The organism is Ciceribacter sp. RN22, assembly GCF_024054295.1.
Taxonomy (GTDB): Bacteria; Pseudomonadota; Alphaproteobacteria; order Rhizobiales; family Rhizobiaceae; genus Allorhizobium; species Allorhizobium lividum.
Genome location: NZ_JAMXLD010000001.1, coordinates 1,737,989 through 1,763,824, shown reverse-complemented (window position 1 = coordinate 1,763,824; position 25,836 = coordinate 1,737,989). Strand labels below are relative to the sequence as shown.

Genomic DNA, 25,836 nt, shown 5'->3' with positions numbered 1-25,836 from the left:
CGCCTCCCCTCAGCTACACTGGCGGCAGAGACCGCGGATCTCGATGGTCGTCTTCTCCGCCTTGAACTGTTGTCCCTTGGCCCATTCGGACAGCCGGTGGTCGATCGAGTGGTCGTGAAACTCGGTGACGCCGCCGCAGCTGTTACAGATCGCGAAGGCGACCGTGCCGTGCCGGCAGCACTCTTCCGCCGGATGGGAGCAGGCAACGAAAGCGTTGATGCTCTCGAGGCGATGGACCAGCCCGAATTCCACCAGCTTCTCGAGCGCACGGTAGACCTGCAGAGGCGCCCGAAACCCGTGATCACGCAGCCGGTCGAGGATCGTATAGGCCGACATCGGCCCTTCCGACCGCATGAGCGTGTCGAAGACGAGAGACTGATTGCGCGTCAGTTGCGGTGTGGTCATGGTCTCCTCCGGGTTCACTTTCTCAACGGGCCGTGGTCTCCGCACGCCGCAGCCTGAAGGGCAGCAGGCTTGCGAGAAACAGGACCGTCGCCGCGACGACAATCGACGGTCCCGACGGCGTGTCATAGGTCAGCGATCCGAACAGGCCGCCCGCGACGGCAAGCGCGCCGATCAGCGAGGCGAGCACGGCCATCGTCTCCGGCGTCGACGAAAAGCGACGTGCGGCCGCCGCCGGGATGATCAGCAGCGACGTGATCAGCATAATGCCGACGATCTTCATCGCAATCGCGATCACCAGCGCCATCAGCAGCATGAAAGCCAGCCGCGACCGTTCGGGATGCATGCCCTCCGCCTCGGCGACCTCGGGATTGACGGTCGCCGCAAGCAGCGGTCGCCAGAGCCAGGCAACAAGAGCCAGCACCGCCGCGCCGCCGCCCCAGATGATCGCAATGTCGGTGGGCGTAACCGCGAGAATGTCGCCGAACAGGAAGGCGATGAGATCGAAGCGCACCCAGGACATGAAGGCGACCATGACGAGGCCGACGGCGAGCGTCGCGTGGCTCAGTATGCCGAGCAGTGCATCGGCGGAAAGCGCCTGCCGACGCTGCAGGAGGAGAAGGACCAGCGAGACCGTGACCGCGACCGCGAACACGCTCGCCATCAGGTTCACCGAAAAGAGCAGCGAGAGGGCAACCCCGAGCAGGGCGGAATGCGCCATCGTATCACCGAAATAGGCCATTCTACGCCAGACGACGAAGCAGCCGAGCGGCCCGGTCGTCAGCGCGAGACCGATGCCGGCGATCAGCGCGCGGGTGAAGAAGTCGTCAAGCATGGCGGTCGCCCCTTCTTTCTTCGCCGTGGGCCGGGCCGCTGGCAGCCTCATGCTGATGGGCGCCGTCATGATCGTGGTCATGGCCGTGATCGTGACGATCGTGTCCCGCGTGGCCGTGATGGCCGTCACCGGGATAGCAGTGTTCCGTCACCGAACCGTCGGCATGGAGTACCCGCCCGTCCGGCAGATGGGTATGGTCGTGTTCGTGACGATAGACGGCGAGCGTACCGGCCGCCCTTGCCCCGAAGAGACGCATATATTCCGGGCTCTGGCTGACATGGGCCGGCGTGCCGCGACAGCAGACGTGGCCGTTGAGGCAGATGACCGTGTCCGTCTCCGCCATGACGACATGCAGGTCGTGAGAAACCAGCAGGATGCCGCAGCCGGTGCGGTTGCGGATCGAGGTGATGAGATCGTAGAGGGCAATCTCTCCGGCAAAATCCACCCCCTGGAGGGGCTCGTCGAGCACCAGCAGGTCGGGCTTGCGGGCGATCGCCCTTGCCAGCAGGGCGCGCTGGAACTCACCTCCCGAAAGGTGCTGGACCTCGGCACCTGCAAGATGGGCGATGCCGACGGCATCCAGCGCTTCGAGGATGTCTCGTTCGGAAAGCCTGCCAGTCAGCGTCATCAGCCGACGCACGGTGAGCGGCATCGTCCAGTCGACGGCGAGCTTCTGCGGGACATATCCGACGGTCAGGCCCGGCTCGCGCACCGCCTGCCCTTCGTCCGGCCGCAAGACACCGATCGCCATCTTGGCGCTGGTCGACTTTCCCGATCCGTTCGGCCCGATCAGGGTCACGATCTCGCTGCGGTGAACGGTGAAATCGACGCCGCGGACGAGCCAGCGACCGTTACGGCGAACGCCGGCGCCGGAGAGACTGACGAGCGGCTTGCCGCCCGGTTTGGCAGAATGAAGCATGGTGACCTGACGTTTTGCTGTTGCGAACGGCTATGACACACGTTATAGCATTACGCAATTGATGTAATAACATTACATACCGTTCGCAAGCAGGAGCCTCGAAATGAATCAAAGCCTCTTCCGCGCGGCAGCATCGGTCGCCGCGCTGCTCGTCATGCCCTCCCTCGCCGCAGCCGAGGTTCGGGTCGTCGCTTCGGTCAAGCCGGTGCATTCGCTGGTCGCCGCAATCATGCAAGGTGTGGGCGAGCCCGCACTCATCGTCGGCGGCGCCGCCTCCCCGCATACCTACTCGTTGAAGCCATCGGACGCGCAGAAGCTCGAGGATGCCGACGTCGTCTTCTGGATCGGGCACGATTTCGAGGCATTCCTCGACAAGCCGCTCGAAGCGCTGCCGGGCGACGCCAAGGTCGTCGCCCTGAGTGACGCACCCGGGCTCGTCAAGCTTCCCTTCCGCGAAGGTGGCCCCTTCGAGGCCCATGATGACGGCGACCACGAAGACCATGCTGCCGAGGTGGGCAGCGAAGCTGAACACCATGACGAGCATGAGCATGGGGGCACGGACATGCATCTCTGGCTCGACCCGATGAACGCCAAGGCCATGGCCGCCGAGATCCGGGACACGCTTGTCGCCGCAGACCCGACCAATGCCGACGCTTATCGGAAGAATGCCGAAGTGCTCGACAACCAGATCGACGCGCTCGATCGGGAGATCGCGGCGACCATCGCGCCGGTCAAGGACAAGCCCTTCGTCGTCTTCCATGACGCCTACCAATATTTCGAGAACCGCTATCATGTCCGCGTCGCCGGCTCCGTCACCGTGAGCCCCGAGACGATGCCGGGCGCGGAGCGCCTTTCGGCGATACACGCCAAGATCGGCGAACTCGGCGCGGCATGCGTCTTCGCCGAACCGCAGTTCGAGCCGAAGCTGCTGAACGTCGTCACCGAGGGCACGGCGGCAAAGTCCGGCGTGCTCGATCCTGCGGGCGGGGCTCTCGCCGAAGGTCCGGCCCTCTATGGCGATCTCCTGCGCGCCATGGCGACCTCGCTCGTCGCCTGCCTTTCCATGTAATCAGGAGAAACTGAAGACGGCGGATGGCGACATCCGCCTTCTTTTGCGCTCAACTTGTTATAGTATTACATCATCAATGGCAGGACAGACCCAATGAACAAGCTCCCCGTCACCGTCCTTTCGGGCTTCCTGGGCGCCGGCAAGACGACCCTGCTCAATCATGTGCTGCGGAACCGCAGCGGGCTCAGGGTTGCCGTCATCGTCAACGACATGAGCGAGATCAACATCGATGCCGCGCTGGTGCGCGGCGGGGACGCCGCCCTTTCCCGCACCGACGAACAGTTGGTGGAGATGAGCAACGGCTGCATCTGTTGCACACTGCGTGACGATCTTCTCACGGAGGTGCGCGACCTCGCCGCGCAGGGACGTTTCGACTACCTGTTGATCGAGGCGACCGGTATCGCCGAGCCGTTGCCGATCGCCGCCACTTTCGAATTCCGCGGCGAGAACGGCATGAGCCTCTCCGATATCGCCCGGCTCGACACCATGGTCACCGTGGTCGATGCGGCGAACCTCCTGCGTGACTACAGCTCGTCCGACTTCCTCGCCGACCGCGGCGAGACGGCGGGCCCCGGAGACGCGCGCACCATTGTCGACCTGCTGGTGGAGCAGATCGAGTTCGCCGACGTGGTCGTGCTCAACAAGATCGGTCTCGCGAGCGCCGAAGACCGCGATGCAGCCCGCAAGATCATCGCCGGGCTCAACCCCGATGCGCGGATCATTGAAACGGATTTCGGAGCGGTGGCGCCGGGCGACATCCTCGGAACCGGGCTCTTCGATTTCGCCGAGGCCGAAACGCATCCGCTGTGGTTCAAGGAACTGCACGGCTTCAAGGACCACATTCCGGAGACGGAGGAATACGGTATCCGCTCCTTCGTCTACAAGGCGCGCGCGCCCTTCGACCCGACGCGGTTTCAGGCTTTCCTCAACAGCCCATGGCCGGGAGTTATTCGTGCCAAGGGTTTCTTCTGGCTCGCAACCCGGCCGCATCATGTCGGCGAACTCAGCCAGGCCGGGCCGCTCGTCCGCACCGGTCGGATGGGGCTCTGGTGGGCTTCCGTGCCGCGTAAACAATGGCCGGACGACCCGGGTTTCCTGCGCGCAATGACGCCCTATCTCGATCCCGTCTGGGGCGACCGCCGGCAGGAACTCGTCTTCATCGGTTGCGATCCCATGAGCGAGAAGGATATCCGCGCCGAACTCGACGACTGCCTCGTTCTTGCGGACGGTTTCACGCCGGAGGCGTGGCGCAACCTGCCCGATCCGTTCGCCTCCTGGGCGACGCGTGCGTAGCGGCGCGCGTCTCCACGGACGCCCGTTTCAAAGCGAAGAGACAACACCCCTCTGCCGCAGGAGATCGAGAACCACGGCTGCGGCCGCCTCACCCGGCGCCGTCTCGGTCTTCATCCTGGCCCAGACCTCGTCGAACCCGGCGAGCATGGCCCTGCGGTCGAGCGTATCGGCCGAAAGCCGCTCCAGCCAGCGAACCAGCGGACCGGGCCGGACTGCATCGTTCAGATATTCCGGCACGACCGGGTAATCGGCGATGATGTTCGGTAGCGCCGCGGACCAGACCTTGATGCGATTCCTCAGGAACGTGATCAACCAGTCCGCCTTATAGGCCGAGACAGTCGGGATTCCGGCGAGCGCGAGCTCCAGGATGACCGTGCCCGAGGCGGCCAGCGCGGCATCGGCGGCTTCGAAGGCCCGCCACTTGTCCTCCTCGCCGAGGAGAATCTCCGGCTTCACGGCCCACGCATCGGTGATCGCACGGATCCGCTCCACCTGTTTCGGCACGGCCGGCAGCAGGAAACGCGCTGGTCCGTTGCGCTCGACGAACTGGTGCACGACTTCGCCAAAGATCGGGAGGAGCGTCGCGACCTCCGCCTTGCGCGACCCCGGCAGCAGCAGGACCGTCCGCGTGGCCCCTTCGACCGGAGCCCCTCCGGCAGTGCGGGCGGCGCGCGTCTCCACGAGCTTCGGATAGGCGGTGAGCCGGTGGCCGACGAAGCGGGTTTCCGGACCGCCGAGCCGCTCCATGACCTCGGGCTCGAACGGCAGGATCGCAAGCACGCGGTCGACGTAAGCGAGCATGTCGCGAGCGCGGTATTCCTTCCAGGCCCAGACGCTCGGGCAGACATAATCCACGACCGGCAGGTCGGGCAGTGCCTTGCGGACCTTCTTCGCTACGCGATGCGTGAAGTCCGGGCTGTCGACGATCAGCAGCAGGTCGGGCTTTTCGGCGATGATCGCCTCGGCCGTCCACGAGATGAGCTTGATGAACCGCGGAAGCCGCGCGAGAACCTGGGTCAGTCCCATCACAGAGAGTTCGGAAAAATCGAAGAGCGATTTCAGGCCCTGCGCCTGCAACGCCTCGCCGCCAACACCCACCAGCTCCACCGGACCCGGATACCGCGCCTTGAGCGCCGCCACGAGATCGCCACCCAGAAGATCGCCGGAGACCTCGCCGGCGATGACCGCGATCTTCAGGCTCCTCGCGCTCACATCAGTTCTCCCGGCAGACCAAGATCAATCCCGCAGACGAAGATACCGGCGGCGTCGGCAGCCTCCAGCACCGCCGCTCGTTCGATGATCAGAGCGCGACCCGCCTCGACGGCAATGCCGGCAAGCCCCGCCTTCGCGGCATTCTCCACCGTCGAACGCCCGATTGCCGGCAAGTCGGCCCGGATATCCTGCTGCGGTTTGCAGAGCTTCACAAGCACGCCCTTGCGGTAGCTCGATATACGGCCCTCCGAGCGAAGCCGGGCCACGCGTGCCAGCATGGCGTCCGTACCCTCGACGCCTTCCAGCGCCACGATGCGGCCGCCGACGCTGACGGCGCCCTGCCCCACGTCCAGCCTTCCGAGCGCTTCCGCGGCTTCGGCGGCCCGCGCAATGTCGCGCATGTCGTCGCCGGAAGGCTTGATGCTGCCGAGCGGGCCCGTAGAGGCAAGGAGATCAGGCGCGATTTCGTGTGCCCCGAGGACCCTGCAACCTTGCGCCTCGATCAGCGCGATCACCATCTTCAGGACCGCGTCGTCGCCACCCGCAAGCAGGGTCTTCACCGCCATCGGCAGCTTCATCAGCGAACGCAGATTGACGTGGATGTCGCGAAAGGCCGGACGACGCTTGACACCACCGGACAGCACCACGCGGCCGATACCCTTCGCCTTCACGAGACGGGAAAGCCCGGCCATGTCGCCGACGCCGATCACCGCACTGTCGAAACCGTCCCAGGTCTGGTCGGATTCGTTGCTGAGCCGGAAGATGAAAGGGTCCTCGCCCGCCTCGCGCGCCGCCTCGGCAACGAAATGCGGAAGCATGCCGCTGCCGGCGACGATCGCCAGCCGACCGTCATGCTCTCCGGCAGGGGCGGACATCGCCGTCAGTTCTTTCCGCGGAAGGGCGAGGAAAGCGCCCGGTCACTCTCGACGGCGATGAAGTCCAGGATCTCGATCACCTGCGGGCAATCGAGGTATTCCTCGCGAATGGCGGCGGCATTGGCGCGCGCCGAACCTTCGCCTTCGAAGATCTGCTTGAAGGCGCGACGAACACGGTGGATCACCGAGCGCTCGACGCCTGCACGCGTCATGCCGACAACGTTCAGACCGCCGAGCACGCCGGGATTGCCGTTCAGCATGCCGTAGGGAATGACATCGTAGCTGACCGCCGACAGCCCGCCGATGAAGGCCTGACGGCCGATGCGGGTGAACTGGTGCACGGCCGATCCGCCGCCAAGGATCACCCGGTCCTCGACCGTGACGTGCCCCGCCAGCATGACGTTGTTCGACAGGATGATGTGATCGCCGAGCCTGCAGTCATGGGCGACATGCGAATTGGCGAGGAACAGGTTGTTGTTACCGACGATGGTCTTGCCGCCACCGCCGACCGTGCCGGCGTTCATCGTCACGCCTTCGCGCATCGTGCAGTTGTCGCCGATCGAGAGCGTGGTTTCCTCGCCCTCGTGATGCACGCTCTGCGGCTCGCCGCCAATGACAGCGCACGGAAAGATCCGCGCATTCCGACCGATGGTCGTAAGCCCCGTTACTGAGACATGCGACAGCAGCTCGCATCCGTCGCCGAGCGTGACCTTCGGGCCGACATGGCAGAATGGCCCGATCTTCACGTTTTCGCCGACAACCGCACCGTCCTCGACGACCGCGAGCGGATGGATGACGGCGCTTGCTGCGATACCGCTCATTTATCGTCCTTGCGCATGATCATGGCGCCGATATCGGCCTCGGCTGCAAGCGCGCCGTCGACCTTTGCCTCGCAATGGAACTTCCAGATGTTGCCGCGCTGCTTCTGCTTCACGACGTGGAACTCGACGCGGTCACCGGGAACGACAGGCTTACGGAAGCGCGCGTTGTCGATCGTCATGAAGTAGACGAGATTGCCACCTTCGCCTTGCTTGCGCGCACAGATCGCACCCGCCGTCTGGGCCATTCCCTCGACGAGCAGCACGCCCGGCATGATCGGAGCCTCAGGGAAGTGGCCGGTGAAATGTGGCTCGTTCGCCGTGACGTTCTTGATGCCGATCGCGGAATTGTCGCCGTCGATCTCGACGATCCGGTCCACGAGCAGGAATGGATAGCGATGGGGCAACAGCTTCATGATCTCGAGGATATCCGCCGAACCCAGTGTCGGCTTCGCGTCTTCAGTCATTCTTGCCCCCTTTCTCCTTTGCGCGGCTGTCCGCCTGGCCGAGCGCCGCAGCCACCTCGCGCAGATAATCCTTGAGCGGCCGAGCCGGCACGCCGCCATAGCGTTCGCCGGGTGGCACGTCTGCCAGAACGCCACTCATCGCCGCGATCTGTGCACCGTCGCCGATCGTAATATGTCCGTTGACGCCACAGGCACCACCGATCATCACGCCGTCGCCGATCTTCGCGCTGCCGGCAATGCCGACCTGGCTCACAATGCCGCAATGACGGCCGATCCGCACGTTGTGACCGATCTGCACGAGATTGTCGATCTTCGTACCCTCGCCGATCACGGTGTCATCCATCGTGCCGCGATCAATTGTCGTGTTCGCGCCGATCTCGACGTGATCCTGAATGATGACCCGCCCGACCTGAACGATCTTCAGCATGCCGCGCGGACCCGGCGCATAGCCGAAACCATCCTGACCGATGCGGGCACCGTTGTGGATAATGACGTTGTTGCCGATCAGCGCCGCCAGAATGGTCGCGCCGGAAGCGATCGAGCATTCCCGGCCGATGCGGACATGCTCGCCGACCACCACGCCGGCGCCGATCCGCGTTCCACTGCCGATCTCGACGTGAGCGCCGATCACCGCCGTCGGCTCGACGACGACACCCGGCTCAAGCCTTGCCGTCGGATCGACGAACGCAGCCGGCGAAATGCCCTCCGCCTTTTCAGCCGTCATCAGCGGCCGCATCGCCTTCGGATGCAGGATGGAACCTGCCATCGCAAAGGCGGTGTGCGGCGTCTTGGTGAGAAGGACGGGAATGTGATCGGGGACGAGAGAACGCAACGCCTTGTCACACAGGATCGCCGAGGCCTCGCAGGTCTGCAGTTCCTCGCGGTTCTTGCGCGAGAGGATATAGCAGATCTGCCCCCGTTTCGCCCGGTACACGGGCGAAACGGAGTGGATCAGTCGATCTGCGTGATTCTCGTCTTCGAGTTCCGCCCCGATCTGCGCAGCCAACGAAGCCAAGCTTATGCCATCATGGGGCGGAAAAAAATACTCATGCTCCATAAGCCATAGCCCCAGAACGTATTACTGCCTGCAGTCCGGGAGCACTCAACTCAGAACTGGTTCGCCATGCTGAAGCGGAAGTTCTGAACCTTGTCGAAGTCTTCCTTGACGACCGGGACAGCATAGTCGAAGCGCAGCGGGCCGAAGGGCGACACCCAGACGATGCCGGCGCCGACGGAGGCGCGCCACGACATGTCCGTGCCAACTGCACCAGCGCTGTTGGCGACGTCATTGCCGTAAAGCGTACCGGCATCGGCGAAGACCGCGCCGCGCAGGTTGAAGTCCTGCGGGATGCCCGGCATCGGGAAGCTCGCCTCAGCCGAAGCCGTGAAGTAGGTCGTGCCGCCGAGCGCATCGCCATTTGCCATGCGCGGGCCGATACCGCTGCTTTCGAAGCCACGCAGATCCTTGCCGCCGATCATGAACTGATCGAAGACCTTGAGCGATCCGTTGGTCGAAACCACGTGGCCACCAGCCAGCGAAACAGACCCAATGATGTCAAGCTCATCGGACAGGCTCTGGAAGTAACGGAAGCGACCGTAGATCTTGTAGAAGTCGGAATCGCCACCGAGGCCCGCATATTCCTGCGTGACATTCAGGTACATGCCTTCACGCGCGATGATGCGGTCGTCCAGCGTGTTGTAGACCCAGGTATTGCCGATGATCGACTGCTTCCACGGGCTGCCGTTCACCAGATCCTGATAGGGAAGCGAAAGCAACGCCTTATCTGCAGCACTCGCGCTGTAATCGATTTCCTTGTAGGTGTACTTCAGCGTCGTCGCCAGATCTTCCGTGATCGGCGCAGTAACGCGGACGGTACCGCCCTTCTCGTCGTAATCGTAGTGATCGTTGCTGCTCGTCGAGCTCTTGAAGAGATCGAAACCGGCCGCCAGACGGTAACCGAGGAAGTACGGCTCCGTGAAGGAGAAGTTGTAGCTGCGAGCATTCTGGAAACCGCCGCCAGCCGCCAAACGGATGAACTGGCCGCGACCGAGGAAGTTCTTTTCTTCGATCGACGCTTCCAGGACGAACCCGTCACCACCGACCGAGTAGCCGGCGCCGACCCCGAACGAACCGGTCGGCTGATCTTCGACCTCCACGACGACGACGACGCGGTCGGGAGCGCTGCCCGGTGCGGTCGAGATATTGACCGTCGTGAAGTATCCGAGCGCCTCAAGACGACGCTTGGCCGCCGAGATGGTTTCCTGGTTGAAGGCGTCGCCTTCACTGATGTCGAACTCGCGACGGATGACGTAGTCACGCGTCCGGGTATTGCCGCGGATCTCGATGCGTTCAACGTAGGCGCGCTCGCCCTGATCGACGAGATAGGTCACGCCGATCGTGTTGTTTTCGAAATTGCGGTCGCCGCGCGGAACGACGCGAGCAAACGGATAGCCTGCCGACGAGACGCGACGCGAGATCGCTTCCATCGACTTCTGAACATCCTTGGCGCTGTAGGTATCGCCGGCACGCGACTCGACGTAACGCTTCAACTCTTCGCCATCGACGCCTTCGACGGTCGATTCAACCTTGATGTCGCCGAACTTGTAGCGCTCACCTTCATCGACCGTCAGCGTAATCGTGTACTCGTTGCCTGCCTCGTTCAGAGACACATCGGAGGAAACGACACGGAAGTCGGCATAACCGTGATTGTAGTAGAACTGGCGCAACGCCTCTTCGTCGGCGCGCAGCTTGTCCTCATTGTAGACGTCGCGACGTGTCAGGAACGACAGCATGTTCGAACGCTTCGTCTGGATGACAGACGCAAGGCGACCGTCACTATAGGCCTGATTGCCAACGAAGTTGATCTGGGAAATCTTGGTGCGCTCACCCTCATTGATCACGAAGGCGAGATTGACGCGCCCCTCGCCGACTTCGGCGACCTGGGTCGTTACTTCGACGTCGCTGCGACCGATCGCGGAATAGGCTTCCTTGATGCGCTGGATGTCGGCTGCGATCAGGCTCTCGCTGTAGGGACCGAGCGACTGGGTCTGCACGACCGTCTGCAGCTTGTCATCCTTGATCTTTCGGTTGCCGTTGAAGACCACCTGATTGACCAGCTTGTTTTCCACGACGGAAACCACAAGCGTGCCGCCGGAAACGGAAATCCGGACATCCGAGAAGAAGCCGGTCTCGTAAAGGCGCTTCACGGACTCATCGATATCCGCATTCGAGAAGCTCTTGCCCGGCTTGATGGTGATGTTGGAACGCACGGCCTCGACGCCGACCCGCTGGGCACCCCGGACATCGATACGCTGAATAACCGCCGCTTCGGCAACAACCGCCGATGCGAGAAAGGCAACGCCTGCGCCAGATGAAACAACACCAGCAGACAGAGCGACCGCCGATACTGCGTTCAAAAACTTTGAACCAGCCTTCATGTGTATTTCCAACCTTCTTCCCAATGTCCCGCAGCCGTATGCCGACTCCGGCCCGTGAGTGGTTTTAACGGGTTTTACCCTACAAGCAAGTGTGGACGTTAATTTCTATTTACTTCGTTTGTATCCGTGACCCAATCGCCACTACGAGTTTGAAACATCGTAAACAAATTGTATCTTACCTTTCAAGACGGCCTCATCCGATCAGCCGGCTGATGTCGTTCCACGTCGCGAAAACCATCAGCGACAGGATCATCGCCAGACCGATCCGGAAGGCAATTTCCTGAGCCGCCGCCCCGACCGGTTTCCCGCGCAGGGCCTCAAGCGCGTAGAGCACAAGATGGCCTCCGTCAAGGACCGGAACTGGCATCAAATTCAACAGTCCAAGAGAAACGGACAATAAGGCCGCAAGATTGAGGAGCGCCAGAACGCCGAGGGAGGCCATCTGGCCGGACGCCTGCACGACCCTCACCGGCCCGCCGAGCTGATCGGCATTCATCCGCCCTGCGAACATGTTGGCGATATAGTCGACGGTTCCGGTGACGATGTGCCAGGTCTGGCGGAAGCCCTCGCCCACGGCCTGCAGCGGCGACAGCGGCTCGATGCGGAAATTGCCGCTGTCCTTGTTGGTGACGATGCCGATCTGGCCGACTTCCATCTTGTTGCCGAAGCGGTCGGTCGTCACCGTCCGGCGCGGCACCATGTCGAGATCGAGGAGGCTCTCGCCACGTTTGACGGTCACGACGACCGGGATTTCCGGCCGCATGGTGATGTAGCGGACAACGTCATCAAACGTCTCCACCTTGGAACCGTCGAGCGCGATCAGCAGGTCGCCCGGCTTGACACCCGCCGCCTCGGCTGCGCTCTCTGCCTTGACCTCGGCGACCACGGGATCGGCAACCGGCTTGCCGTAGGCGCCGAAGATCGCCGCAAAGATGACGATCGCGAGAACGAAGTTGGCGATCGGACCGGCGGCGACGGTGACCGCCCGTTTCCATAGCCGCGCACCGGCGAGCGTCTGTTCGCGCTCCGCCGGGCTCAGGCCTTCCAGTTCGCCGCCCGGACGGCTTGCCGCGTCCGCATCGCCTAAGAAGCGAACATAGCCGCCGAGCGGGATCGCGGAAATCTTCCAACGCGTGCCGTGCTTGTCGGTGAAGCCCACGACCTCCGGTCCGAAGCCGACGGAAAAGGCGAGAATGCGGATGCCGGACCAGCGCCCGGCGAGATAGTGACCCATCTCATGCACGAAGACGAGCAGGGACAGGATGATCACATAGGGCAGGATATAGCCCGTGAGGAACCCGAAAAACGCCGTGATCTGATCCATTTCCGCTCCCTTTGATGGTTTGCGTCAGAGGCCGAGCAGGAAGCCGCCGAGCGATTCTATTCCGGCGCCGGTGACGGCCGAATAGCCGACAGCCAGAAGGAAAGCCGAAAAACAGGCAAAAACAAGTCCGTCGACGCGGTCCATGATGCCGCCGTGTCCCGGAATGATCCGTCCGGAGTCCTTCACGCCGAAGCGACGCTTTATGAAGGACTCGAAGAGATCCCCGATCTGGCTCGACACCGAGAGCGCAAAGGCGACGGCCGGGACCCACAGCGCGACGCTCTGGAAATAGGCGAGCGCGACGGCAATCCCACCAACAACACCCGCAACCGTGCCGCCAATGGCACCGGACCACGTCTTGCCGGGTGATATCTTGGGCGCGAGCTTCGGTCCGCCGAGCGCCCGGCCGACGAAATAGGCGAGGATATCCGTACCCCAGACGACCGCGAAGACGAAGAGCATGGCCGTGAAGCCCAGCGAATCCTCGCCGCGGATCGCCGAAAGCGAGATCGCGCTCAGGCCCGCATAGAAGATGCCGCCAGGCTGCCACCAGCTCCAGCGCCCTGCGATTGCCGGCAATGCCGCCGTCAGCACCAGACCGGCGAAGAGCGGAACCGTCATCTCGCCCGAGGTCAGCAGTAACGTCGCGATCACGGCCAGGACGGAAAACCATCCCCAGGCGTTGCCGCGCACGCTCTTTTCTGCGAGCCCAGTTATCATCGACCACTCGTAATAGACGAGCAGGCCGATCACCGAGGCGACGATGCGAAACGCCAGACCTCCGATCCAGGTCGCGGCGAGCACGATCGCGGCAAGGACGATTGCCGAATAAATGCGAAGACGGAGTTCTTGGGCCATCGTTACGAGCTCACAGCCACGGGCGTGGCCGACAGCCCGCCAAATCGCCGGTCGCGCGCCGCATAGCGATCGAGTGCCGAAAAGAAGATCTCGCGGGTGAAATCGGGCCAGTATTCCGGCACGAACATCAGTTCCGCATAGGCCGCCTGCCAAAGCAGGAAATTGGAAAGCCGCTCCTCGCCGCTGGTGCGAATAACGAGGTCCGGATCCGGAATGCCGGCGGTATCCAGCCGGTCGTTGATCATCTGCGCGTCGATGTCCGAAGGCTGCAGGCGGCCGGCCTGGACGTCCGCCGCGATCCCCGCGCAGGCTCGCGCGATCTCGTCGCGGGAGCCGTAGTTGAACGCGATGATCAAGGTCAGCGCACCATTGGCGCGCGTCGTCTCTTCCGCCTCGAGAAGGAGCAGGCGGATGTCGTCGCGCAGGTGCACGCGGTCGCCGATCACCCTGATGCGGACGCCCTTGCGATGAAGTTCCGCAAGGTCGCGCTGGACGAAGGTCTTCAGAAGCCCGAACAGATCATTGACCTCGGCCTGAGGGCGCCGCCAGTTCTCAGAGGAAAAGGCGAAGAGGGTCAGGTACTTGATCTCCGCGTCGGCGGCTGCCTGAACGACCTCCCGGACTGCTTCGACCCCCTTGCGGTGACCGACCGCCCGCGGAAGGCCGCGCGCGTTTGCCCAACGGCCGTTGCCATCCATGATGATCGCAACATGCTGCGGGGCAGCGCGGCTCTCGGATATGGACATGTTCGATCCGGTTCTCCGTTCGGCAGGACGACAAGGGACGCGCCCGGCGTCCTCAGACCTGCATGATTTCCTTTTCCTTCTCCGCGAGCAAGCGGTCGACCTCAGAAATAGTATCGTCGGTCATCTTTTGCACCTTGTCCGACTGCGCACGGCTCTCGTCCTGACCGATAACGCCGTCCTTCTCGGCCTTTTTAAGGCCGTCCATACCGTCGCGACGCACGTGGCGAACGGCGACCTTCGCCTTCTCCGCATAATCGTGGGCGATCTTGACCAGAGACTTGCGGCGTTCCTCGTTCAGTTCCGGCAGCGGAATGCGCAGGTTCTGGCCGTCGATGATCGGATTGAGACCGAGATTCGATTCGCGGATCGCCCGGTCGACGGCGCCGACCATCGACTTGTCCCAGATGGATACGCCGAGCATGCGCGGCTCCGGGACGGTGATGTTGGCCACCTGGTTGAGGGGCACCCGCGAGCCGTAGGCTTCCACCTGGACCGGGTCGAGCAGGTTGGACGAAGCGCGGCCGGTACGCAGCGACGCGATATCGTGCTTGAACGCGTTGATCGCGCCTTCCATGCGGCGCTTCAGATCGTTGAGATCAACCTCTGCAGTCATGATGATACTCCTGTAGTCGATATGGCCGGCGGCCTGGAGAAAGAATGCCCCGGCGTTTCAGGTGTCGGAAACGACCGTCTTCCTGCCGCCACCGGCGAGGATGTCACGGAACCCGCCCTTTTCGTGAATGGAGAAGACGATGATCGGAATGTGGTTCTCGCGCGCCAGCGCGACGGCGGCGACGTCCATCACCGCAAGGCCCTTCTGCAGAACCTCGTCGTGGGTGAGCTTTTCAAAGCGGGTGGCGGTCGGGTCCTTCTTCGGATCGGCCGAATAGATGCCATCCACCTGGGTTCCCTTGAAGATCGCCTCGGCGCCCATCTCCGCGGCACGAAGCGCCGCAGCCGAGTCGGTCGTGAAGAAGGGGTTGCCCGTGCCGCCCGCGAAGATCACGACGCGACCGAGCGACAAGTGATAGAGCGTCGCGCGCTGCGAGAAGCTTTCGCAGATTTCGGGCATGGCGATGGCCGAGAGCACCACTGTGTCGATGTCGAGCTTGCGCAGCGAGGTTGCAAGCGCCAGAGCGTTGATGACGGTCGCGAGCATGCCCATGTGGTCGCCGGTCACCCGGTCTCCGCCCTTGGAGGCCACCGCGACACCACGGAAGATGTTGCCTCCGCCGACCACGACGCCGACCTCCACACCCATGGCCCGCGCTTCGGCGATATCGGAGGCGATACGGTCCGCGACCGCCACATCGATACCAAAACCCTGGCTGCCCATCAGGGCTTCCCCGGAGGCCTTCAGAAGAACGCGTTTATAGAGAGGTGCGGAAGACATGATCGCTCCTTGAATGACTAGATGCCGGATACACGAAGGGCATCGCGTTGTCACGCGATGCCCATGTTTTTCCAATGAAGGACGAAAGCGCCGATCAGCCCTTGGCGGCGGCTGCGACTTCGGCGGCGAAGTCGGTCGCTTCCTTCTCGACGCCTTCGCCGAGCAGCAGGCGAGCCATGCCGGTAACTTCGATCGGAGCGCCGACTTCCTTCTCGGCTTCCTTGATCGCAGCGCCGACCGTCAGGTCGGGATTGATGACGAAGGCCTGCGAGAGCAGCGCGACTTCTTCGAAGAACTTGCGCATGCGGCCTTCCACCATCTTCTCGATGATGTTGTCCGGCTTGCCGGAAGCGCGCGACTGCTCGATGAAGACGTTGCGTTCGCGTTCGGCGACAGCCGCGTCGACTTCCTCGGCTCGGATGGCGAGCGGATTGGTGGCGGCGATGTGCATGGCGACCTGGCGGCCGATGGCGTTCAGCGCGTCCTTGTTGCCGGTCGACTTCAGCGCGACCAGCACGCCGAGCTTGCCGAGACCGTCGGCGACGGCGTTGTGGATGTAGGTGGCGACGACGCCGTCTTCGACGGAGAGCAGGGTCGCGCGACGCAGCGTCATATTTTCGCCGATCGTGGCGATCGCATCCTTGAGGCTCTCGGCGACGGACTTGCCGGTTGCCGGGTAGGTGGCGGCGGCAATCGCGTCAACCGAGCCGTCGGTCGAAAGCGCAACGCCGGCAACGCCGCGAACGAGGTCCTGGAAGGCGTCGTTGCGAGCGACGAAGTCGGTCTCGGAGTTGATTTCGACGACGACGGCCTTGGTGCCGGCGCCGGCGATGCCGACGAGACCTTCCGCTGCGGTACGGCCGGACTTCTTGTCGGCCTTCGCGATGCCCTTGGCGCGCAGCCAGTCGATGGCGGCTTCCATGTCGCCGTTGGTCTCGGCGAGCGCCTTCTTGCAATCCATCATGCCTGCGCCGGTCTTTTCGCGCAGTTCCTTCACCATTGCAGCAGTGATCTCGGTCATTGTTTGCCTCTTGTCGGTTCAAGCGGTGCGCCCGCCCCCGAAACGACGGAAGGCGCCCTGTTTGGGGCACGAACTGTACCCGGAAGTATGACAACGTGATGAAGCAGCGCCATCACGGTAATAAACTCTGGTGACTATCGCGGCGGCGAGTTCGAAACGTCCGCACCGCAAAGGAACAGGCCGCCAACAGCATCGCTGAGAGCGGCCCCGTCCCGTATCAGGAAAACGCGGCGAAGACCGAAAGGGCTCCGCCGCTCGCCATCGTCAGGCGCCGGCTTCGTCTTCGAGCGCCGGCTCGATCGGGGCTTCGGCAGAGGCGCCGATGTCACGACCGGAGGCACCCTGCTGACGTGCGATACCGTCGATCGCCGCACGGGCAATCAGGTCGCAGTAAAGAGCAATGGCGCGCGAGGCGTCGTCGTTGCCGGGGATCGCGTAGTCGATCTGGTCCGGATCGCAGTTCGAGTCGATGATGGCAACGACCGGGATACCCAGGCGCTTAGCTTCATCGATTGCGATCTTTTCCTTGTTGGTGTCGATGATAAACATCAGGTCCGGGGTGCCGCCCATATCGCGGATACCGCCGAGAGCCTTGTTCAGCTTTTCGCGTTCGCGCTCGAGGTTGAGGCGTTCCTTCTTCGAATAGCCCTGGGCTTCCGAAGCGAGGATCTCGTCGAGCTTGCGGAGGCGAGCGATCGAGTTCGAAATGGTCTTCCAGTTGGTCAGCATGCCGCCGAGCCAGCGGGAGTTGACGTAGTACTGGGCCGAACGCTTGGCGCTGTCGGCGATCAGGTCGGAGGCCTGACGCTTGGTGCCGACGAACAGTACGCGGCCGCCGCGGGCGACGGTGTCGGAAACGACCTGCAGGGCGCGCGAAAGCATCGGCACGGTCTGCGCGAGGTCGATGATGTGAATGTTGTTACGATCGCCGAAGATGTACGGCTTCATCTTCGGGTTCCAGCGGTGCGTCTGGTGACCGAAGTGAACACCAGCTTCCAGAAGCTGGCGCATGCTGAAATCAGGCAATGCCATGCCTTTTTCTCCTTTTCCGGTTGAACCTCCGCAAGGCGAACAGCACCCTCTTCGAGAATGCCACCGGCGGAAACGTCCGGATTTCTCCCGGACAATCCCATGCCTTACGTGTGGAATGCCGCCCGCCTTATAGCGACTTCGTCAGGAAATCAAGGCTTTTGTCGGCAAAGATCGTTTGCGCGTACCGGTATCAGCAAGACTATTTGCAGCCGCGGTCCTCGAGCATCTCCAGTTTCGAGAGATGACCGCTCAGGATGAAGTCGCCGTAGTCGAGGGTCAGGTCGCGGGTGACGCCGTTCTCGTAAAGCTTGAAGGACTGGGTGTAGACCGGCAACTGGTCTCCGGCCGTCTTGTCGTCATAGTAGGCGATCGAGATCGGCCAGTACTTCGCCGGGGCCATCGCGCCGGCTTTTCCGGCGTCCGGTTCGTCCTTGCCCGGCTCGGTCGCATGGCCGACGATGGTCGTCGTCACGTAGCTGCGGTCGCCGTCCTCCGACCCGTCGAAGATGCGTGCCTCGAAGAAGGTTTCACCCTTCCTCGCCCTGTCGATGACTTCCAGCATGTGCTCGGCGGGGAAGCGGCTGTCGACCAGTTCCACGGCGCGCTTCGCGGGCCCCTCGATCTCGATCTTGACCCGGCCGTTATCGTCGGCGGCCTTGCCCTTGACGTCCTTGTCGAGCTGGTCGTCGGTGAACGACTTCGTCTCGAACCGGAACTTGCCGTTGGCGATGTCCTCGAAGGTGCGGCTCTGCTGGTCGGTTACCCGCACCTGCTCGCCTGTGTCGATTCGGGTCACGAAGCGGAAGTTGGTCGTGTAACCCTTGCACTCCGATCCGTCGAATTCGTAGACCATGCGACCGCGTATTGCCTCGATGCCGGCCCGTTCGGAGGCTTCCTTCAGCTCGACGTCGTAGACGGCCCTGTGGGGCGCCAGACGCCCGGCGGCAGCTTCCGCCCCGCTCGCCGCCCAGCCGGTGGCTCCGAGGGTGGCCAGAGCGGCAACCGCATAGCTCGAGCGAAACATTCAATACCTCCTGTTGGACTGGCCGGCGATGATATAAGAACTGTCCCGGCGAAAGCGAGGCACGCCTTCGTGTAATGCAAGATTCTTTTTCAATGTTTACAACAAAACCGGGAAACTAGAATGTCCGAGACAATCGACAATCGTCTGGAAGCCATGGGTATCCGCCTTCCGGTCGCCGCCGCACCGGCTGCGAACTATGTTCCGTACGTCATCAGCGGCAACCTGCTTTACCTTTCCGGCCAGCTTCCGATGGAAGACGGCAAGATCGCAGTGACCGGCCTGGTCGGCGCTGACGTCGATCTCGCGGCCGCCCAGCGGGCCGCGGAACTCTGCGCCATCAACATTCTTGCACAGACGAAGGCGGCGCTCGGCGACCTCGGCCGCATCGCCCGCGTCATCAAGCTCAACGGCTTCGTCGCCTCGGCGCCCGGCTTTACCGAGCAGCATCTCGTCATCAACGGTGCCTCGAACCTCATCGCCAACGTCCTCGGCGACGCCGGCAAGCATGCCCGCGCAGCCGTCGGAATGGCCGCCCTGCCGCTCAATGCCGCCGTCGAGATCGACGCGATCCTGGAGATCACCCTGTGACCGACGCCACCTGGATCAAGGACCTGCCGGTCGCCCATCGCGGCTTCCACGACATGAACAAGGCCGTCTGGGAGAACACCCTTTCGGCCTTCCAGCGGGCGATCGATGCAGGCTTCGCGATCGAATGCGACATCCAGCTTTCGGCCGACAGCGTGCCGGTGGTGTTCCACGACCACGACCTGCAGCGGCTGTGCGGCATTGCCGGTGATGTGCGCGAGCGCACCGCGGCCGAGCTCGGCCTGCTGTCCGTCGGCGGCACCGCCGATCGCATTCCGACGCTTCGGCAGATGTTGACGCTCGTCAAGGGCCGCGTTCCGCTGGTGATCGAGCTCAAGGGCACGAGTGCCGAGGAGGACGACGGTTTTGCCGTGACCGTGCTCGACGTGCTCGAGGGCTACGAAGGCAAGGTCGCGCTGATGAGCTTCGATCACTGGCTGCTGAAGGACCTGAAGGCGCTCGACTGCCCCTACCCCGTCGGGCTGACCGCCGAAGGCGCCAAGCCCGAAACCTTCTTTGCCCACGACGAAGCGATGCAGCTCGGGCTCGATTTCATCTCCTACTGCGCCGCGCATCTGCCGAACAGCTTCGTCACCGCCCAGCGCGAACGCGGCATTCCGGTCATTACCTGGACGGTCAGGGATGAAATCATGCGACAGCATACCTATAAATATGCGGAGCAGATGACCTTCGAGGGGTTCGATCCCCGGGAGACGACGGTCGCGACCGCCTGACGGGAGCAGCATGAAGCAAGAGGTGTCCATCCGGATCGAACGGCCCTTTGCAGCGATCCGGCCCGAACTCTGGGCCACGCTCGAGGGTGCGGGTCGCGACAAGGCCGGCGGGGGCTACAATCCCTTCAACTCGCATGGATTCCTCTCCGCGCTCGAGGAGTCGGGATCGGCGACCGCCGAGACCGGCTGGCTCGGGCATCATCTCCTGCTGGAGGACGCCGCCGGAACCCTGATCGGCGCCGTCCCCTGCTATCTCAAGAGCCACAGCCGCGGCGAATACGTCTTCGATCACGGCTGGGCCGACGCCTACGAGCGCGCCGGTGGGCGCTATTATCCCAAGCTGCAGGTCACCATTCCCTTCACCCCCGCGACGGGGCCGCGGCTGATGGTGGCGCAAGGCCGACACCGGGCCGAGGTCCGTGCGCTGCTCGCCGGAGGCTTGCGCGAGGTCACCGAAAAGCTCGGAGCCTCCTCCGCCCACGTCACCTTCCTGCCCGAAAACGAGCTCGCCGCCTTCGAGGGACGGGGCTATCTTCACCGCACCGACCAGCAGTTCCATTTCCTGAACGCCGGCTACAGGGACCACGACGATTTCCTCGACACGCTCGCCTCGCGCAAGCGCAAGGCGCTGAAGAAGGAGCGACGCGCCGCGCTCGAAAACGGCATCACGATCGACTGGCTCACCGGCTCCGACCTGACCGAATCCGTCTGGGACCAGTTCTTCGCCTTCTACATGGATACCGGCAGCCGCAAGTGGGGGCGTCCCTATCTCACACGGGACTTCTACTCGCTGATCGGAGAAAGGATGGCCGACGACATCCTGCTGGTGATGGCCAAGCGCGGCGGGCGCTACATCGCCGGTGCGATCAACTTCATCGGCAGCGACACGCTCTTCGGCCGCCACTGGGGCTGCATCGAGGAGCATCCCTTCCTGCACTTCGAGGTCTGCTATCATCAGGCGATCGATTTCGCCCTGGCCAAGGGGCTCCAGAAGGTCGAGGCCGGCGCACAGGGCGAGCACAAGCTCGCCCGCGGATACCAGCCGGTGACCACCCACTCCGCCCATTTCATCGCCCATGCCGGCCTCAGGCGCGCCGTCGCCGACTATCTCGAACACGAGCGCCGCGAGGTCGAAGAGATCGGCGAGTATCTCGGCGAACACACCCCGTTCAGGAAGGGCGAGCGCCAGTGCCGCGAAGACTGACGGGTGCTTGATCGAGCCCCCTCGGTCGCGTTAGGTACGCAGCGAAACGAGGAGCCCCAAGATGACCAGCCCGGCCTACGACCCCAACAACATCTTCGCCAAGATCCTGCGCAACGAAATTCCCTCGGTTCGTCTCTACGAGGACGAGCATACGCTCGCATTCATGGACGTGATGCCGCAGTCGCCGGGCCATCTGCTGGTCATTCCCAAGGAAGGATCGCGCAACCTGCTCGACGCCGATCCCGCGGTCCTCGCCCGCACGATCCCGGTCGTCCAGAAGCTCGCGGTTGCCGCCAAGGAGGCGCTCGACGCTGACGGCGTTCTCGTCACCCAGTTCAACGAACTCCCCGCCGGCCAGACGGTCTTCCACCTGCATTTCCACGTCATTCCCCGTTACGAGGGCGTGCCGCTCCGGCCGCATTCCGGTCAGATGGAAGACATCGAGGTGCTGAAGGCGCACGCAGAGAAGATCAAGGCGGCGCTGTAAAGCGACCTTGGCACCGATCCGTACCGGTCGCTACGTTGCTACTGCATCCGCCCCAAGCGGATATACGCACGACCCATAAACTCAATCTTGGCAATCGCCGCATCTGGACCGGTGACGCATTCGCGAGGGACGAAGCCTTGTGGCAACGTCCCCCGCGACAGTTTCGAAGCTTGATGAAGCGCGAGGATGTCGAGCTTGTCCGAGCGTGGTAGCTTGACGACATCGAATTCATTGTCACCGACCAAAACAAACGCAAAATACGCTTCGTTTGCCCCGAATCCTTGATCTGCAAGATACTCGTTCACCTGATCCGCCAGAGGATCTCGTAGAGCCAAACTGTCCTGGTATGGCTGAACCATACAGATCGTTCTTCCGGCAAATTGCGAGAGATCCTCGAATCTGACCGATGAACCAACGGGGATTGCTAAGAGAGCGTTTTCCAATTTCCCCGCTTCACCGGAAGGAGGCGAGCAGGAAATGCAGGCAACCGACAGCAGCAACGTGACGATACTCTTCCGCATTCCGTCTGCTCCCGTCTATTCCGGATTGCGATAGCCGCTCCTCTCCGGGAACGGCCAATCTTTCAAAAGCGCCATGTCCGGCCGGAAAATCTCGACCTTCAGCGGATAGCACGCGGCAGCATCGCTCGAATGGGTGGCGCTGCAATCGCCGCCGGGGCAGGCCGAAAGCGCGCCGATGAGGTCGATCTCGGCGAAGAACTCGATGTAGTCGCCGGGACGCACCGGGCTCGCCTTCATGAAATACTGGTGCGTGTCCCTCGTAAAGCCGGTGCACATGAAGACGTTGAGCACGTCATGGACGTGCGGTTCGGCCTCGCGGAAGGCGAGCCCCTTCGCCCCGGCGAGCGCGCGTGTCAGGTTGGAATGGCAGCAGTGGTGATAGTCGCCGCCGGAAAGCAGCCGGTTGGTATAGGGATCGCAGCGCGTGCCGATGACATCATGCAGGCCCGCCCCGTCGTCATCCCACCCGTACCAGGCGAGCGTATCATGGGTGATCGTCGCCATCGGCCGCAGATGCGGCAGCGAGCTCCAGAGCCGGTCGCCGACCGAGACATGGGTCGCATGCAGCGCCCGGGTCTTGCCGCTGAAGAAGCGCTCGGAAAGGTCCGCGGCGTTCCAGAGGTTGAGGTCGCCGACCTGCGGCCCCTCGACGCTGACGACACGGAAGAAATGCCCCTTCGGCACATCGAACGCTCCGCCCTCGCGCGGCGAAACGATAATTTCGTCGATCTTTTCGAGCGTTGCGCGCGCTTCTTGAAGTCGTGTCATGTCCGGAGCCGGCAGCGTTCCGTTGGGGTAGACGACGACGGGGCGACGGGCGCGTCGCTCGGCGGTGTCGACGGGAACCTGAATGGGGGCCTGGATGGCGGACTTGGCGGTCATGAACGATCCTGCACTCTCAAGGGCAAACAACAGGACGGACACTGCACGCCGGCAAGGCGGCTGGCAATACGGCATCTCCTTGCCATAAGGGTAAGTGTCACTTATCCTTGTTTCCATGAAGCTCCCGCCACTGCCAGGCCTCCGCGCCTTCGAAGCCGCCGCTCGCCGTGAGAATTTCCGCCAGGCGGCAACAGAACTCGGCATGACACCGGCCGCCGTCAGCCAGCACGTGCGCAGCCTCGAAGATTGGCTCGGCGTAAGGCTCTTCGAGCGCAGCGCCCGCGGCGTGCGGCTGACGCCCGCCGGACGAGAGTTCGGCGATGCCGTGTCCGCGGGCCTCGCCGGCATCGCCGCTGCCGCCGAACGGCTCACCGCGGGTGCAAGGCGCCGCACGGTCCGCCTCGCCTGTCTTCCTTCGGTCGTCGCCCATTGGCTGGCGCCGCGGCTGCCCCGTTTCCGCGCCGCGCATCCCGACATACAGGTTGCGATCTCCTATGCGGCCGGTGCGAAAACGGCGGCCGAGGCGACGGCCGATCTGTTGATCCAGCACGGCACTCGTCCGGATGCCGGGGCCTTGCCGATCCTCTCCGGTGCCACTCGGCCGACCTGCGCCCCGTCCTATCTCAATCGCAACGGTCCGATCCGCGATCCTCGCGAACTGCTCGCTGCGGACCTTCTCCATGATGAAAGTCCGACTGCCTGGCGACGGTGGTTTTCCGAAGGAGGTCTCGAAAGCCCGCGCGAGACCGGACCGATCTTCGCCGATTTCAACCTGCTCCTGAGTTCGCTGACCGCCGGGCTCGGCGTCGCCCTCTGCCCGACCGCACTGATCGGCGACGATCTGAACCAAGGCAAACTCGAGGTTCTGTTCGACCGGGCGACAGACACGGACAAGGCCTACTGGTTGACGGAGGCGAAGAACCTCTCGCCGGAGGCGGTGCTGATGCGGGACTGGCTGCTGGCGGAGGCGACCGACGCAACCCCCTCCGGTCCCTAAACCTCAGACGAAGACGAGACCGAGCGCCAGGAGCGCCACGGAGACCACGACGCCGACGATGACCCGCTGCCCGGCGGCGAGGAAGGCGGCAAAGCCGAGCGCTGCAGCGGCGAGACGCAGCCAGAGCGGCGTGGCTTCGAGACTGCCGGTCGGGAAGACGATCAGCTTGGAGGTCACCGCCATGACAAGCGATGTGGCGACCGCCCTCACCCATTTCAGTGCCTCGGAATCCTCGTTCATCCGGTTGCCGGCAATCACGCCGAGCCAGCGCCAGACATCCGTCGCCAGCCAGCCCGCCACGAGGATCACGGCATAGATCGTGTAGTCGTTCATCGGCTCTCTCCCTCTCGACGCTTCCGCCGGCCGGAAAACACCAGCCGGTCGACGAGATAGGCCAGCGTTCCGCCACCGAGGCCGGCGATCAGTACGTCCAGTCCCGGCACAACCATCGACAACAGCGGCCCGCCGACGACGCCGATGAGGAACGCCAGGCGAAGGACGGGTTGGCGCGACGTCGCCCAGATCGAGGCGACGAAATAGACCGGCGTGAGGAAGAACAGCAGCCCGGCCACCAGCGGCGGAAAAGTCTCGACGAGGCCGTAGCAGATGCCGACGAGAAGCGTGTTCGTGAGCGTCAGGGTGATCGCGAAGCCGGCAAAGTAGACGGTTCGATGCTCACGCGGAACCTTGCCGATGTTCTGGGTGGTGAAGACCCAAGCCGTGATCGCGATGAAATGCGAAAGGAAGAGCAGCAACCAGACGGGCGTGCGCGGCGTGCGGATCTCCGGGACGAGCGAGGCCACCATCGGCATCATGCGGATCGAGGAGAGCGAAACGGCGACGATGATCGCCAGGATGTGCGCGCCGCTCGCCAACATCCCCGTCAGGATCATCTTGGCGGGAAGCGCCCAGACCATCAGCGTCATGAACATGGCCGCACCACGCGAAATCCCGGCCTCCAGCGCGAAGGCGGCGAAACCGACGAAGGAGGTCATGAGGATCAGTGCCGGCAGGCTGAAGATGCCGCGGGCACCACGCCGGAACCAGCGAAATGACTCGGGATCGGCTCTCAACAGGGACATCGGCGATTCCGCGGAAGACGGGAGGGACCGGCGCTCCGATCCGAAGAAAAGGCTCGCGGCAAGCTATACCGGCGATTCCCGGAGCGAGACAGCGATTTTCCGCAACCCCGCCATCACCTCAGCGCATGCCGTCCGGTCCGCCGCTCACGGAGATCATCAACCAGCCGCGTCCGCGACGCTTGTAGACCTCCGTCCAGCGCCCCGCGATCGTCTGCGATCCGCCGCCGGCAGCCTCGACGTCCGCCTCGTAGCGATAGTGCACGACGCCGACCTCGTGGTCGAAGACCGTAACTTCGAGCGGCTGCAGCCGGTAGCGGAGAATGCGCGGCGAGTCGGGTCCGACCGACGCCACGGCGGCCTCAAAGTCGTGCGGCTTGTCGAGACCGGTTACCCAGCCGGAGTAATCGGGATGAAGGAGCTTGCGAACCGGGGCCGTCTCGCGCCGGCGGGCGATCTCCCAGAGCATCTGGACGTGCTCCCAGAGCAGCTGCTCCTCATCGCCAAGACGAGGCATTCCGCCGCTCTCATGCTCCATCCCTCGGTTCCCCCGATCACCGTCGGCAGCGCCGACACGAAAACCCTCGCAGCTCGGCCGCGAGGGGTCAATTCACCTCTTTG

The 25,836-nt window shown here is 63.4% G+C and carries 29 protein-coding genes; 7 read left to right on the top strand and 22 right to left on the bottom strand.

What is annotated here, in order from left to right:
• Positions 1-9: 9 nt before the first annotated feature.
• The 3 genes from NHF53_RS08775 to NHF53_RS08765 are packed head-to-tail and all read right to left on the bottom strand — an operon-like array spanning position 10 to position 2,156.
• Entirely contained in the window at positions 10-405 is a 396-nt protein-coding gene (locus NHF53_RS08775) for a Fur family transcriptional regulator (protein ID WP_114363160.1), read from the bottom strand.
• Positions 406-427: 22 nt separating this feature from the next.
• Positions 428-1,237 (bottom strand): zinc ABC transporter permease subunit ZnuB, encoded by an 810-nt coding sequence (gene znuB, locus NHF53_RS08770; RefSeq protein ID WP_252833859.1) that lies wholly within the window; start codon positions 1,235-1,237, stop codon positions 428-430.
• Positions 1,230-2,156: a metal ABC transporter ATP-binding protein gene (locus NHF53_RS08765; protein ID WP_252833858.1), complete on the bottom strand. Its 927-nt coding sequence runs from the start codon at positions 2,154-2,156 to the stop codon at positions 1,230-1,232. The genes znuB and NHF53_RS08765 overlap by 8 nt, the downstream gene beginning before the upstream one ends.
• A 103-nt stretch (positions 2,157-2,259) precedes the next feature.
• Between NHF53_RS08765 and znuA the strand changes: the two genes are divergently transcribed.
• On the top strand, positions 2,260-3,225 hold the full coding sequence (znuA, locus tag NHF53_RS08760; protein WP_252833857.1) for a zinc ABC transporter substrate-binding protein ZnuA: 966 nt from the start codon (positions 2,260-2,262) through the stop codon (positions 3,223-3,225).
• Between the two features lie 93 nt (positions 3,226-3,318).
• Positions 3,319-4,518, top strand: coding sequence for a GTP-binding protein (locus tag NHF53_RS08755; protein WP_252833856.1), 1,200 nt, complete (start codon positions 3,319-3,321; stop codon positions 4,516-4,518).
• Between the two features lie 27 nt (positions 4,519-4,545).
• On the opposite strand, the gene lpxB is transcribed toward NHF53_RS08755, so the two are convergent.
• The 14 genes from lpxB to NHF53_RS08685 form a co-directional block, all read right to left on the bottom strand.
• Positions 4,546-5,730 (bottom strand): lipid-A-disaccharide synthase, encoded by a 1,185-nt coding sequence (gene lpxB, locus NHF53_RS08750; protein WP_252833855.1) that lies wholly within the window; start codon positions 5,728-5,730, stop codon positions 4,546-4,548.
• The gene (locus tag NHF53_RS08745; protein ID WP_252833854.1) at positions 5,727-6,605 is read right to left on the bottom strand and encodes an LpxI family protein; all 879 of its coding nucleotides are present in this window, start codon (positions 6,603-6,605) and stop codon (positions 5,727-5,729) included. Before NHF53_RS08745 ends, lpxB begins: the two co-directional genes overlap by 4 nt.
• A gap of 5 nt (positions 6,606-6,610) precedes the next feature.
• The gene (gene lpxA / locus NHF53_RS08740) at positions 6,611-7,426 is read right to left on the bottom strand and encodes an acyl-ACP--UDP-N-acetylglucosamine O-acyltransferase (RefSeq protein ID WP_252833853.1); all 816 of its coding nucleotides are present in this window, start codon (positions 7,424-7,426) and stop codon (positions 6,611-6,613) included.
• A complete protein-coding gene (gene fabZ, locus NHF53_RS08735; protein ID WP_252833852.1) occupies positions 7,423-7,890 on the bottom strand; it encodes a 3-hydroxyacyl-ACP dehydratase FabZ in 468 nt (155 codons plus the stop codon). The genes lpxA and fabZ overlap by 4 nt, the downstream gene beginning before the upstream one ends.
• Entirely contained in the window at positions 7,883-8,947 is a 1,065-nt protein-coding gene (gene lpxD, locus NHF53_RS08730; RefSeq protein WP_252833851.1) for a UDP-3-O-(3-hydroxymyristoyl)glucosamine N-acyltransferase, read from the bottom strand. The genes fabZ and lpxD overlap by 8 nt, the downstream gene beginning before the upstream one ends.
• 50 nt (positions 8,948-8,997) lie before the next feature.
• Entirely contained in the window at positions 8,998-11,328 is a 2,331-nt protein-coding gene (gene bamA / locus NHF53_RS08725; protein ID WP_252833850.1) for an outer membrane protein assembly factor BamA, read from the bottom strand.
• A gap of 193 nt (positions 11,329-11,521) precedes the next feature.
• Entirely contained in the window at positions 11,522-12,652 is a 1,131-nt protein-coding gene (rseP, locus tag NHF53_RS08720; protein WP_252833849.1) for an RIP metalloprotease RseP, read from the bottom strand.
• Between the two features lie 24 nt (positions 12,653-12,676).
• The gene (locus NHF53_RS08715) at positions 12,677-13,510 is read right to left on the bottom strand and encodes a phosphatidate cytidylyltransferase (RefSeq protein ID WP_252833848.1); all 834 of its coding nucleotides are present in this window, start codon (positions 13,508-13,510) and stop codon (positions 12,677-12,679) included.
• Positions 13,511-13,512: 2 nt separating this feature from the next.
• A complete protein-coding gene (locus tag NHF53_RS08710; RefSeq protein ID WP_148157134.1) occupies positions 13,513-14,256 on the bottom strand; it encodes an isoprenyl transferase in 744 nt (247 codons plus the stop codon).
• Between the two features lie 52 nt (positions 14,257-14,308).
• Positions 14,309-14,869 carry a ribosome recycling factor gene (gene frr / locus NHF53_RS08705; protein ID WP_114363147.1) on the bottom strand — a complete coding sequence of 187 codons (561 nt, stop codon included), beginning with the start codon at positions 14,867-14,869 and terminating at the stop codon, positions 14,309-14,311.
• 57 nt (positions 14,870-14,926) lie between these two features.
• The gene (gene pyrH / locus NHF53_RS08700) at positions 14,927-15,649 is read right to left on the bottom strand and encodes a UMP kinase (protein WP_112689765.1); all 723 of its coding nucleotides are present in this window, start codon (positions 15,647-15,649) and stop codon (positions 14,927-14,929) included.
• 94 nt (positions 15,650-15,743) lie between these two features.
• Positions 15,744-16,670 carry a translation elongation factor Ts gene (gene tsf, locus NHF53_RS08695; protein ID WP_129331002.1) on the bottom strand — a complete coding sequence of 309 codons (927 nt, stop codon included), beginning with the start codon at positions 16,668-16,670 and terminating at the stop codon, positions 15,744-15,746.
• A 264-nt stretch (positions 16,671-16,934) separates the two neighbouring features.
• The gene (rpsB, locus tag NHF53_RS08690) at positions 16,935-17,702 is read right to left on the bottom strand and encodes a 30S ribosomal protein S2 (RefSeq protein WP_112689767.1); all 768 of its coding nucleotides are present in this window, start codon (positions 17,700-17,702) and stop codon (positions 16,935-16,937) included.
• Positions 17,703-17,901: 199 nt separating this feature from the next.
• Positions 17,902-18,726, bottom strand: a complete 825-nt coding sequence (locus NHF53_RS08685) for a cell envelope integrity EipB family protein (protein WP_252833847.1) — start codon at positions 18,724-18,726, stop codon at positions 17,902-17,904.
• Between the two features lie 120 nt (positions 18,727-18,846).
• Here NHF53_RS08685 and NHF53_RS08680 point away from each other — a divergent pair, with 120 nt between their 5' ends.
• The 4 genes from NHF53_RS08680 (at position 18,847) to NHF53_RS08665 (ending at position 21,736) form a co-directional block, all read left to right on the top strand.
• Positions 18,847-19,314 (top strand): RidA family protein, encoded by a 468-nt coding sequence (locus NHF53_RS08680; protein ID WP_252833846.1) that lies wholly within the window; start codon positions 18,847-18,849, stop codon positions 19,312-19,314.
• Entirely contained in the window at positions 19,311-20,045 is a 735-nt protein-coding gene (locus NHF53_RS08675; RefSeq protein WP_252833845.1) for a glycerophosphodiester phosphodiesterase, read from the top strand. Before NHF53_RS08680 ends, NHF53_RS08675 begins: the two co-directional genes overlap by 4 nt.
• A gap of 10 nt (positions 20,046-20,055) precedes the next feature.
• On the top strand, positions 20,056-21,249 hold the full coding sequence (locus tag NHF53_RS08670; RefSeq protein WP_252833844.1) for a GNAT family N-acetyltransferase: 1,194 nt from the start codon (positions 20,056-20,058) through the stop codon (positions 21,247-21,249).
• A gap of 61 nt (positions 21,250-21,310) precedes the next feature.
• Entirely contained in the window at positions 21,311-21,736 is a 426-nt protein-coding gene (locus NHF53_RS08665) for an HIT family protein (RefSeq protein WP_112689772.1), read from the top strand.
• Positions 21,737-21,774: 38 nt separating this feature from the next.
• On the opposite strand, the gene NHF53_RS08660 is transcribed toward NHF53_RS08665, so the two are convergent.
• Positions 21,775-22,257, bottom strand: coding sequence for a hypothetical protein (locus tag NHF53_RS08660; protein WP_252833843.1), 483 nt, complete (start codon positions 22,255-22,257; stop codon positions 21,775-21,777).
• A 15-nt stretch (positions 22,258-22,272) separates the two neighbouring features.
• Complete coding sequence (locus NHF53_RS08655; protein ID WP_252833842.1) at positions 22,273-23,139, bottom strand: DUF1989 domain-containing protein; 867 nt, start codon at positions 23,137-23,139, stop codon at positions 22,273-22,275.
• 115 nt (positions 23,140-23,254) lie between these two features.
• Here NHF53_RS08655 and NHF53_RS08650 point away from each other — a divergent pair, with 115 nt between their 5' ends.
• Positions 23,255-24,136 carry a LysR substrate-binding domain-containing protein gene (locus tag NHF53_RS08650; RefSeq protein ID WP_252834943.1) on the top strand — a complete coding sequence of 294 codons (882 nt, stop codon included), beginning with the start codon at positions 23,255-23,257 and terminating at the stop codon, positions 24,134-24,136.
• 3 nt (positions 24,137-24,139) lie between these two features.
• On the opposite strand, the gene NHF53_RS08645 is transcribed toward NHF53_RS08650, so the two are convergent.
• From NHF53_RS08645 to NHF53_RS08635, 3 genes are all read right to left on the bottom strand, one after another.
• Positions 24,140-24,469, bottom strand: a complete 330-nt coding sequence (locus NHF53_RS08645; protein WP_114363137.1) for an AzlD domain-containing protein — start codon at positions 24,467-24,469, stop codon at positions 24,140-24,142.
• A complete protein-coding gene (locus NHF53_RS08640) occupies positions 24,466-25,218 on the bottom strand; it encodes an AzlC family ABC transporter permease (protein WP_252833841.1) in 753 nt (250 codons plus the stop codon). The genes NHF53_RS08645 and NHF53_RS08640 overlap by 4 nt, the downstream gene beginning before the upstream one ends.
• Positions 25,219-25,336: 118 nt before the next feature.
• Positions 25,337-25,732 (bottom strand): nuclear transport factor 2 family protein, encoded by a 396-nt coding sequence (locus NHF53_RS08635; RefSeq protein ID WP_252833840.1) that lies wholly within the window; start codon positions 25,730-25,732, stop codon positions 25,337-25,339.
• Positions 25,733-25,836 lie beyond the last annotated feature (104 nt).

Excerpts from the sequence above, each read along its gene's own strand:
- NHF53_RS08660 (WP_252833843.1), bottom strand. The coding sequence starts at position 22,257 with ATGCGGAAGAGTATCGTCACGTTGCTGCTGTCGGTTGCCTGCATTTCC.
- NHF53_RS08680 (WP_252833846.1), top strand. The coding sequence starts at position 18,847 with ATGTCCGAGACAATCGACAATCGTCTGGAAGCCATGGGTATCCGCCTT.
- NHF53_RS08665 (WP_112689772.1), top strand. The coding sequence starts at position 21,311 with ATGACCAGCCCGGCCTACGACCCCAACAACATCTTCGCCAAGATCCTG.
- lpxA (WP_252833853.1), bottom strand. The coding sequence starts at position 7,426 with ATGAGCGGTATCGCAGCAAGCGCCGTCATCCATCCGCTCGCGGTCGTC.
- bamA (WP_252833850.1), bottom strand. The coding sequence starts at position 11,328 with ATGAAGGCTGGTTCAAAGTTTTTGAACGCAGTATCGGCGGTCGCTCTG.
- NHF53_RS08650 (WP_252834943.1), top strand. The coding sequence starts at position 23,255 with ATGAAGCTCCCGCCACTGCCAGGCCTCCGCGCCTTCGAAGCCGCCGCT.
- NHF53_RS08715 (WP_252833848.1), bottom strand. The coding sequence starts at position 13,510 with ATGGCCCAAGAACTCCGTCTTCGCATTTATTCGGCAATCGTCCTTGCC.
- NHF53_RS08685 (WP_252833847.1), bottom strand. The coding sequence starts at position 18,726 with ATGTTTCGCTCGAGCTATGCGGTTGCCGCTCTGGCCACCCTCGGAGCC.
- pyrH (WP_112689765.1), bottom strand. The coding sequence starts at position 15,649 with ATGTCTTCCGCACCTCTCTATAAACGCGTTCTTCTGAAGGCCTCCGGG.
- znuA (WP_252833857.1), top strand. The coding sequence starts at position 2,260 with ATGAATCAAAGCCTCTTCCGCGCGGCAGCATCGGTCGCCGCGCTGCTC.
- NHF53_RS08655 (WP_252833842.1), bottom strand. The coding sequence starts at position 23,139 with ATGACCGCCAAGTCCGCCATCCAGGCCCCCATTCAGGTTCCCGTCGAC.
- lpxD (WP_252833851.1), bottom strand. The coding sequence starts at position 8,947 with ATGGAGCATGAGTATTTTTTTCCGCCCCATGATGGCATAAGCTTGGCT.
- NHF53_RS08745 (WP_252833854.1), bottom strand. The coding sequence starts at position 6,605 with ATGTCCGCCCCTGCCGGAGAGCATGACGGTCGGCTGGCGATCGTCGCC.
- NHF53_RS08775 (WP_114363160.1), bottom strand. The coding sequence starts at position 405 with ATGACCACACCGCAACTGACGCGCAATCAGTCTCTCGTCTTCGACACG.
- NHF53_RS08640 (WP_252833841.1), bottom strand. The coding sequence starts at position 25,218 with ATGTCCCTGTTGAGAGCCGATCCCGAGTCATTTCGCTGGTTCCGGCGT.
- fabZ (WP_252833852.1), bottom strand. The coding sequence starts at position 7,890 with ATGACTGAAGACGCGAAGCCGACACTGGGTTCGGCGGATATCCTCGAG.
- frr (WP_114363147.1), bottom strand. The coding sequence starts at position 14,869 with ATGACTGCAGAGGTTGATCTCAACGATCTGAAGCGCCGCATGGAAGGC.
- NHF53_RS08765 (WP_252833858.1), bottom strand. The coding sequence starts at position 2,156 with ATGCTTCATTCTGCCAAACCGGGCGGCAAGCCGCTCGTCAGTCTCTCC.
- rpsB (WP_112689767.1), bottom strand. The coding sequence starts at position 17,702 with ATGGCATTGCCTGATTTCAGCATGCGCCAGCTTCTGGAAGCTGGTGTT.
- NHF53_RS08710 (WP_148157134.1), bottom strand. The coding sequence starts at position 14,256 with ATGTCCATATCCGAGAGCCGCGCTGCCCCGCAGCATGTTGCGATCATC.
- znuB (WP_252833859.1), bottom strand. The coding sequence starts at position 1,237 with ATGCTTGACGACTTCTTCACCCGCGCGCTGATCGCCGGCATCGGTCTC.
- NHF53_RS08670 (WP_252833844.1), top strand. The coding sequence starts at position 20,056 with ATGAAGCAAGAGGTGTCCATCCGGATCGAACGGCCCTTTGCAGCGATC.
- NHF53_RS08755 (WP_252833856.1), top strand. The coding sequence starts at position 3,319 with ATGAACAAGCTCCCCGTCACCGTCCTTTCGGGCTTCCTGGGCGCCGGC.
- rseP (WP_252833849.1), bottom strand. The coding sequence starts at position 12,652 with ATGGATCAGATCACGGCGTTTTTCGGGTTCCTCACGGGCTATATCCTG.
- NHF53_RS08635 (WP_252833840.1), bottom strand. The coding sequence starts at position 25,732 with ATGCCTCGTCTTGGCGATGAGGAGCAGCTGCTCTGGGAGCACGTCCAG.
- tsf (WP_129331002.1), bottom strand. The coding sequence starts at position 16,670 with ATGACCGAGATCACTGCTGCAATGGTGAAGGAACTGCGCGAAAAGACC.
- NHF53_RS08645 (WP_114363137.1), bottom strand. The coding sequence starts at position 24,469 with ATGAACGACTACACGATCTATGCCGTGATCCTCGTGGCGGGCTGGCTG.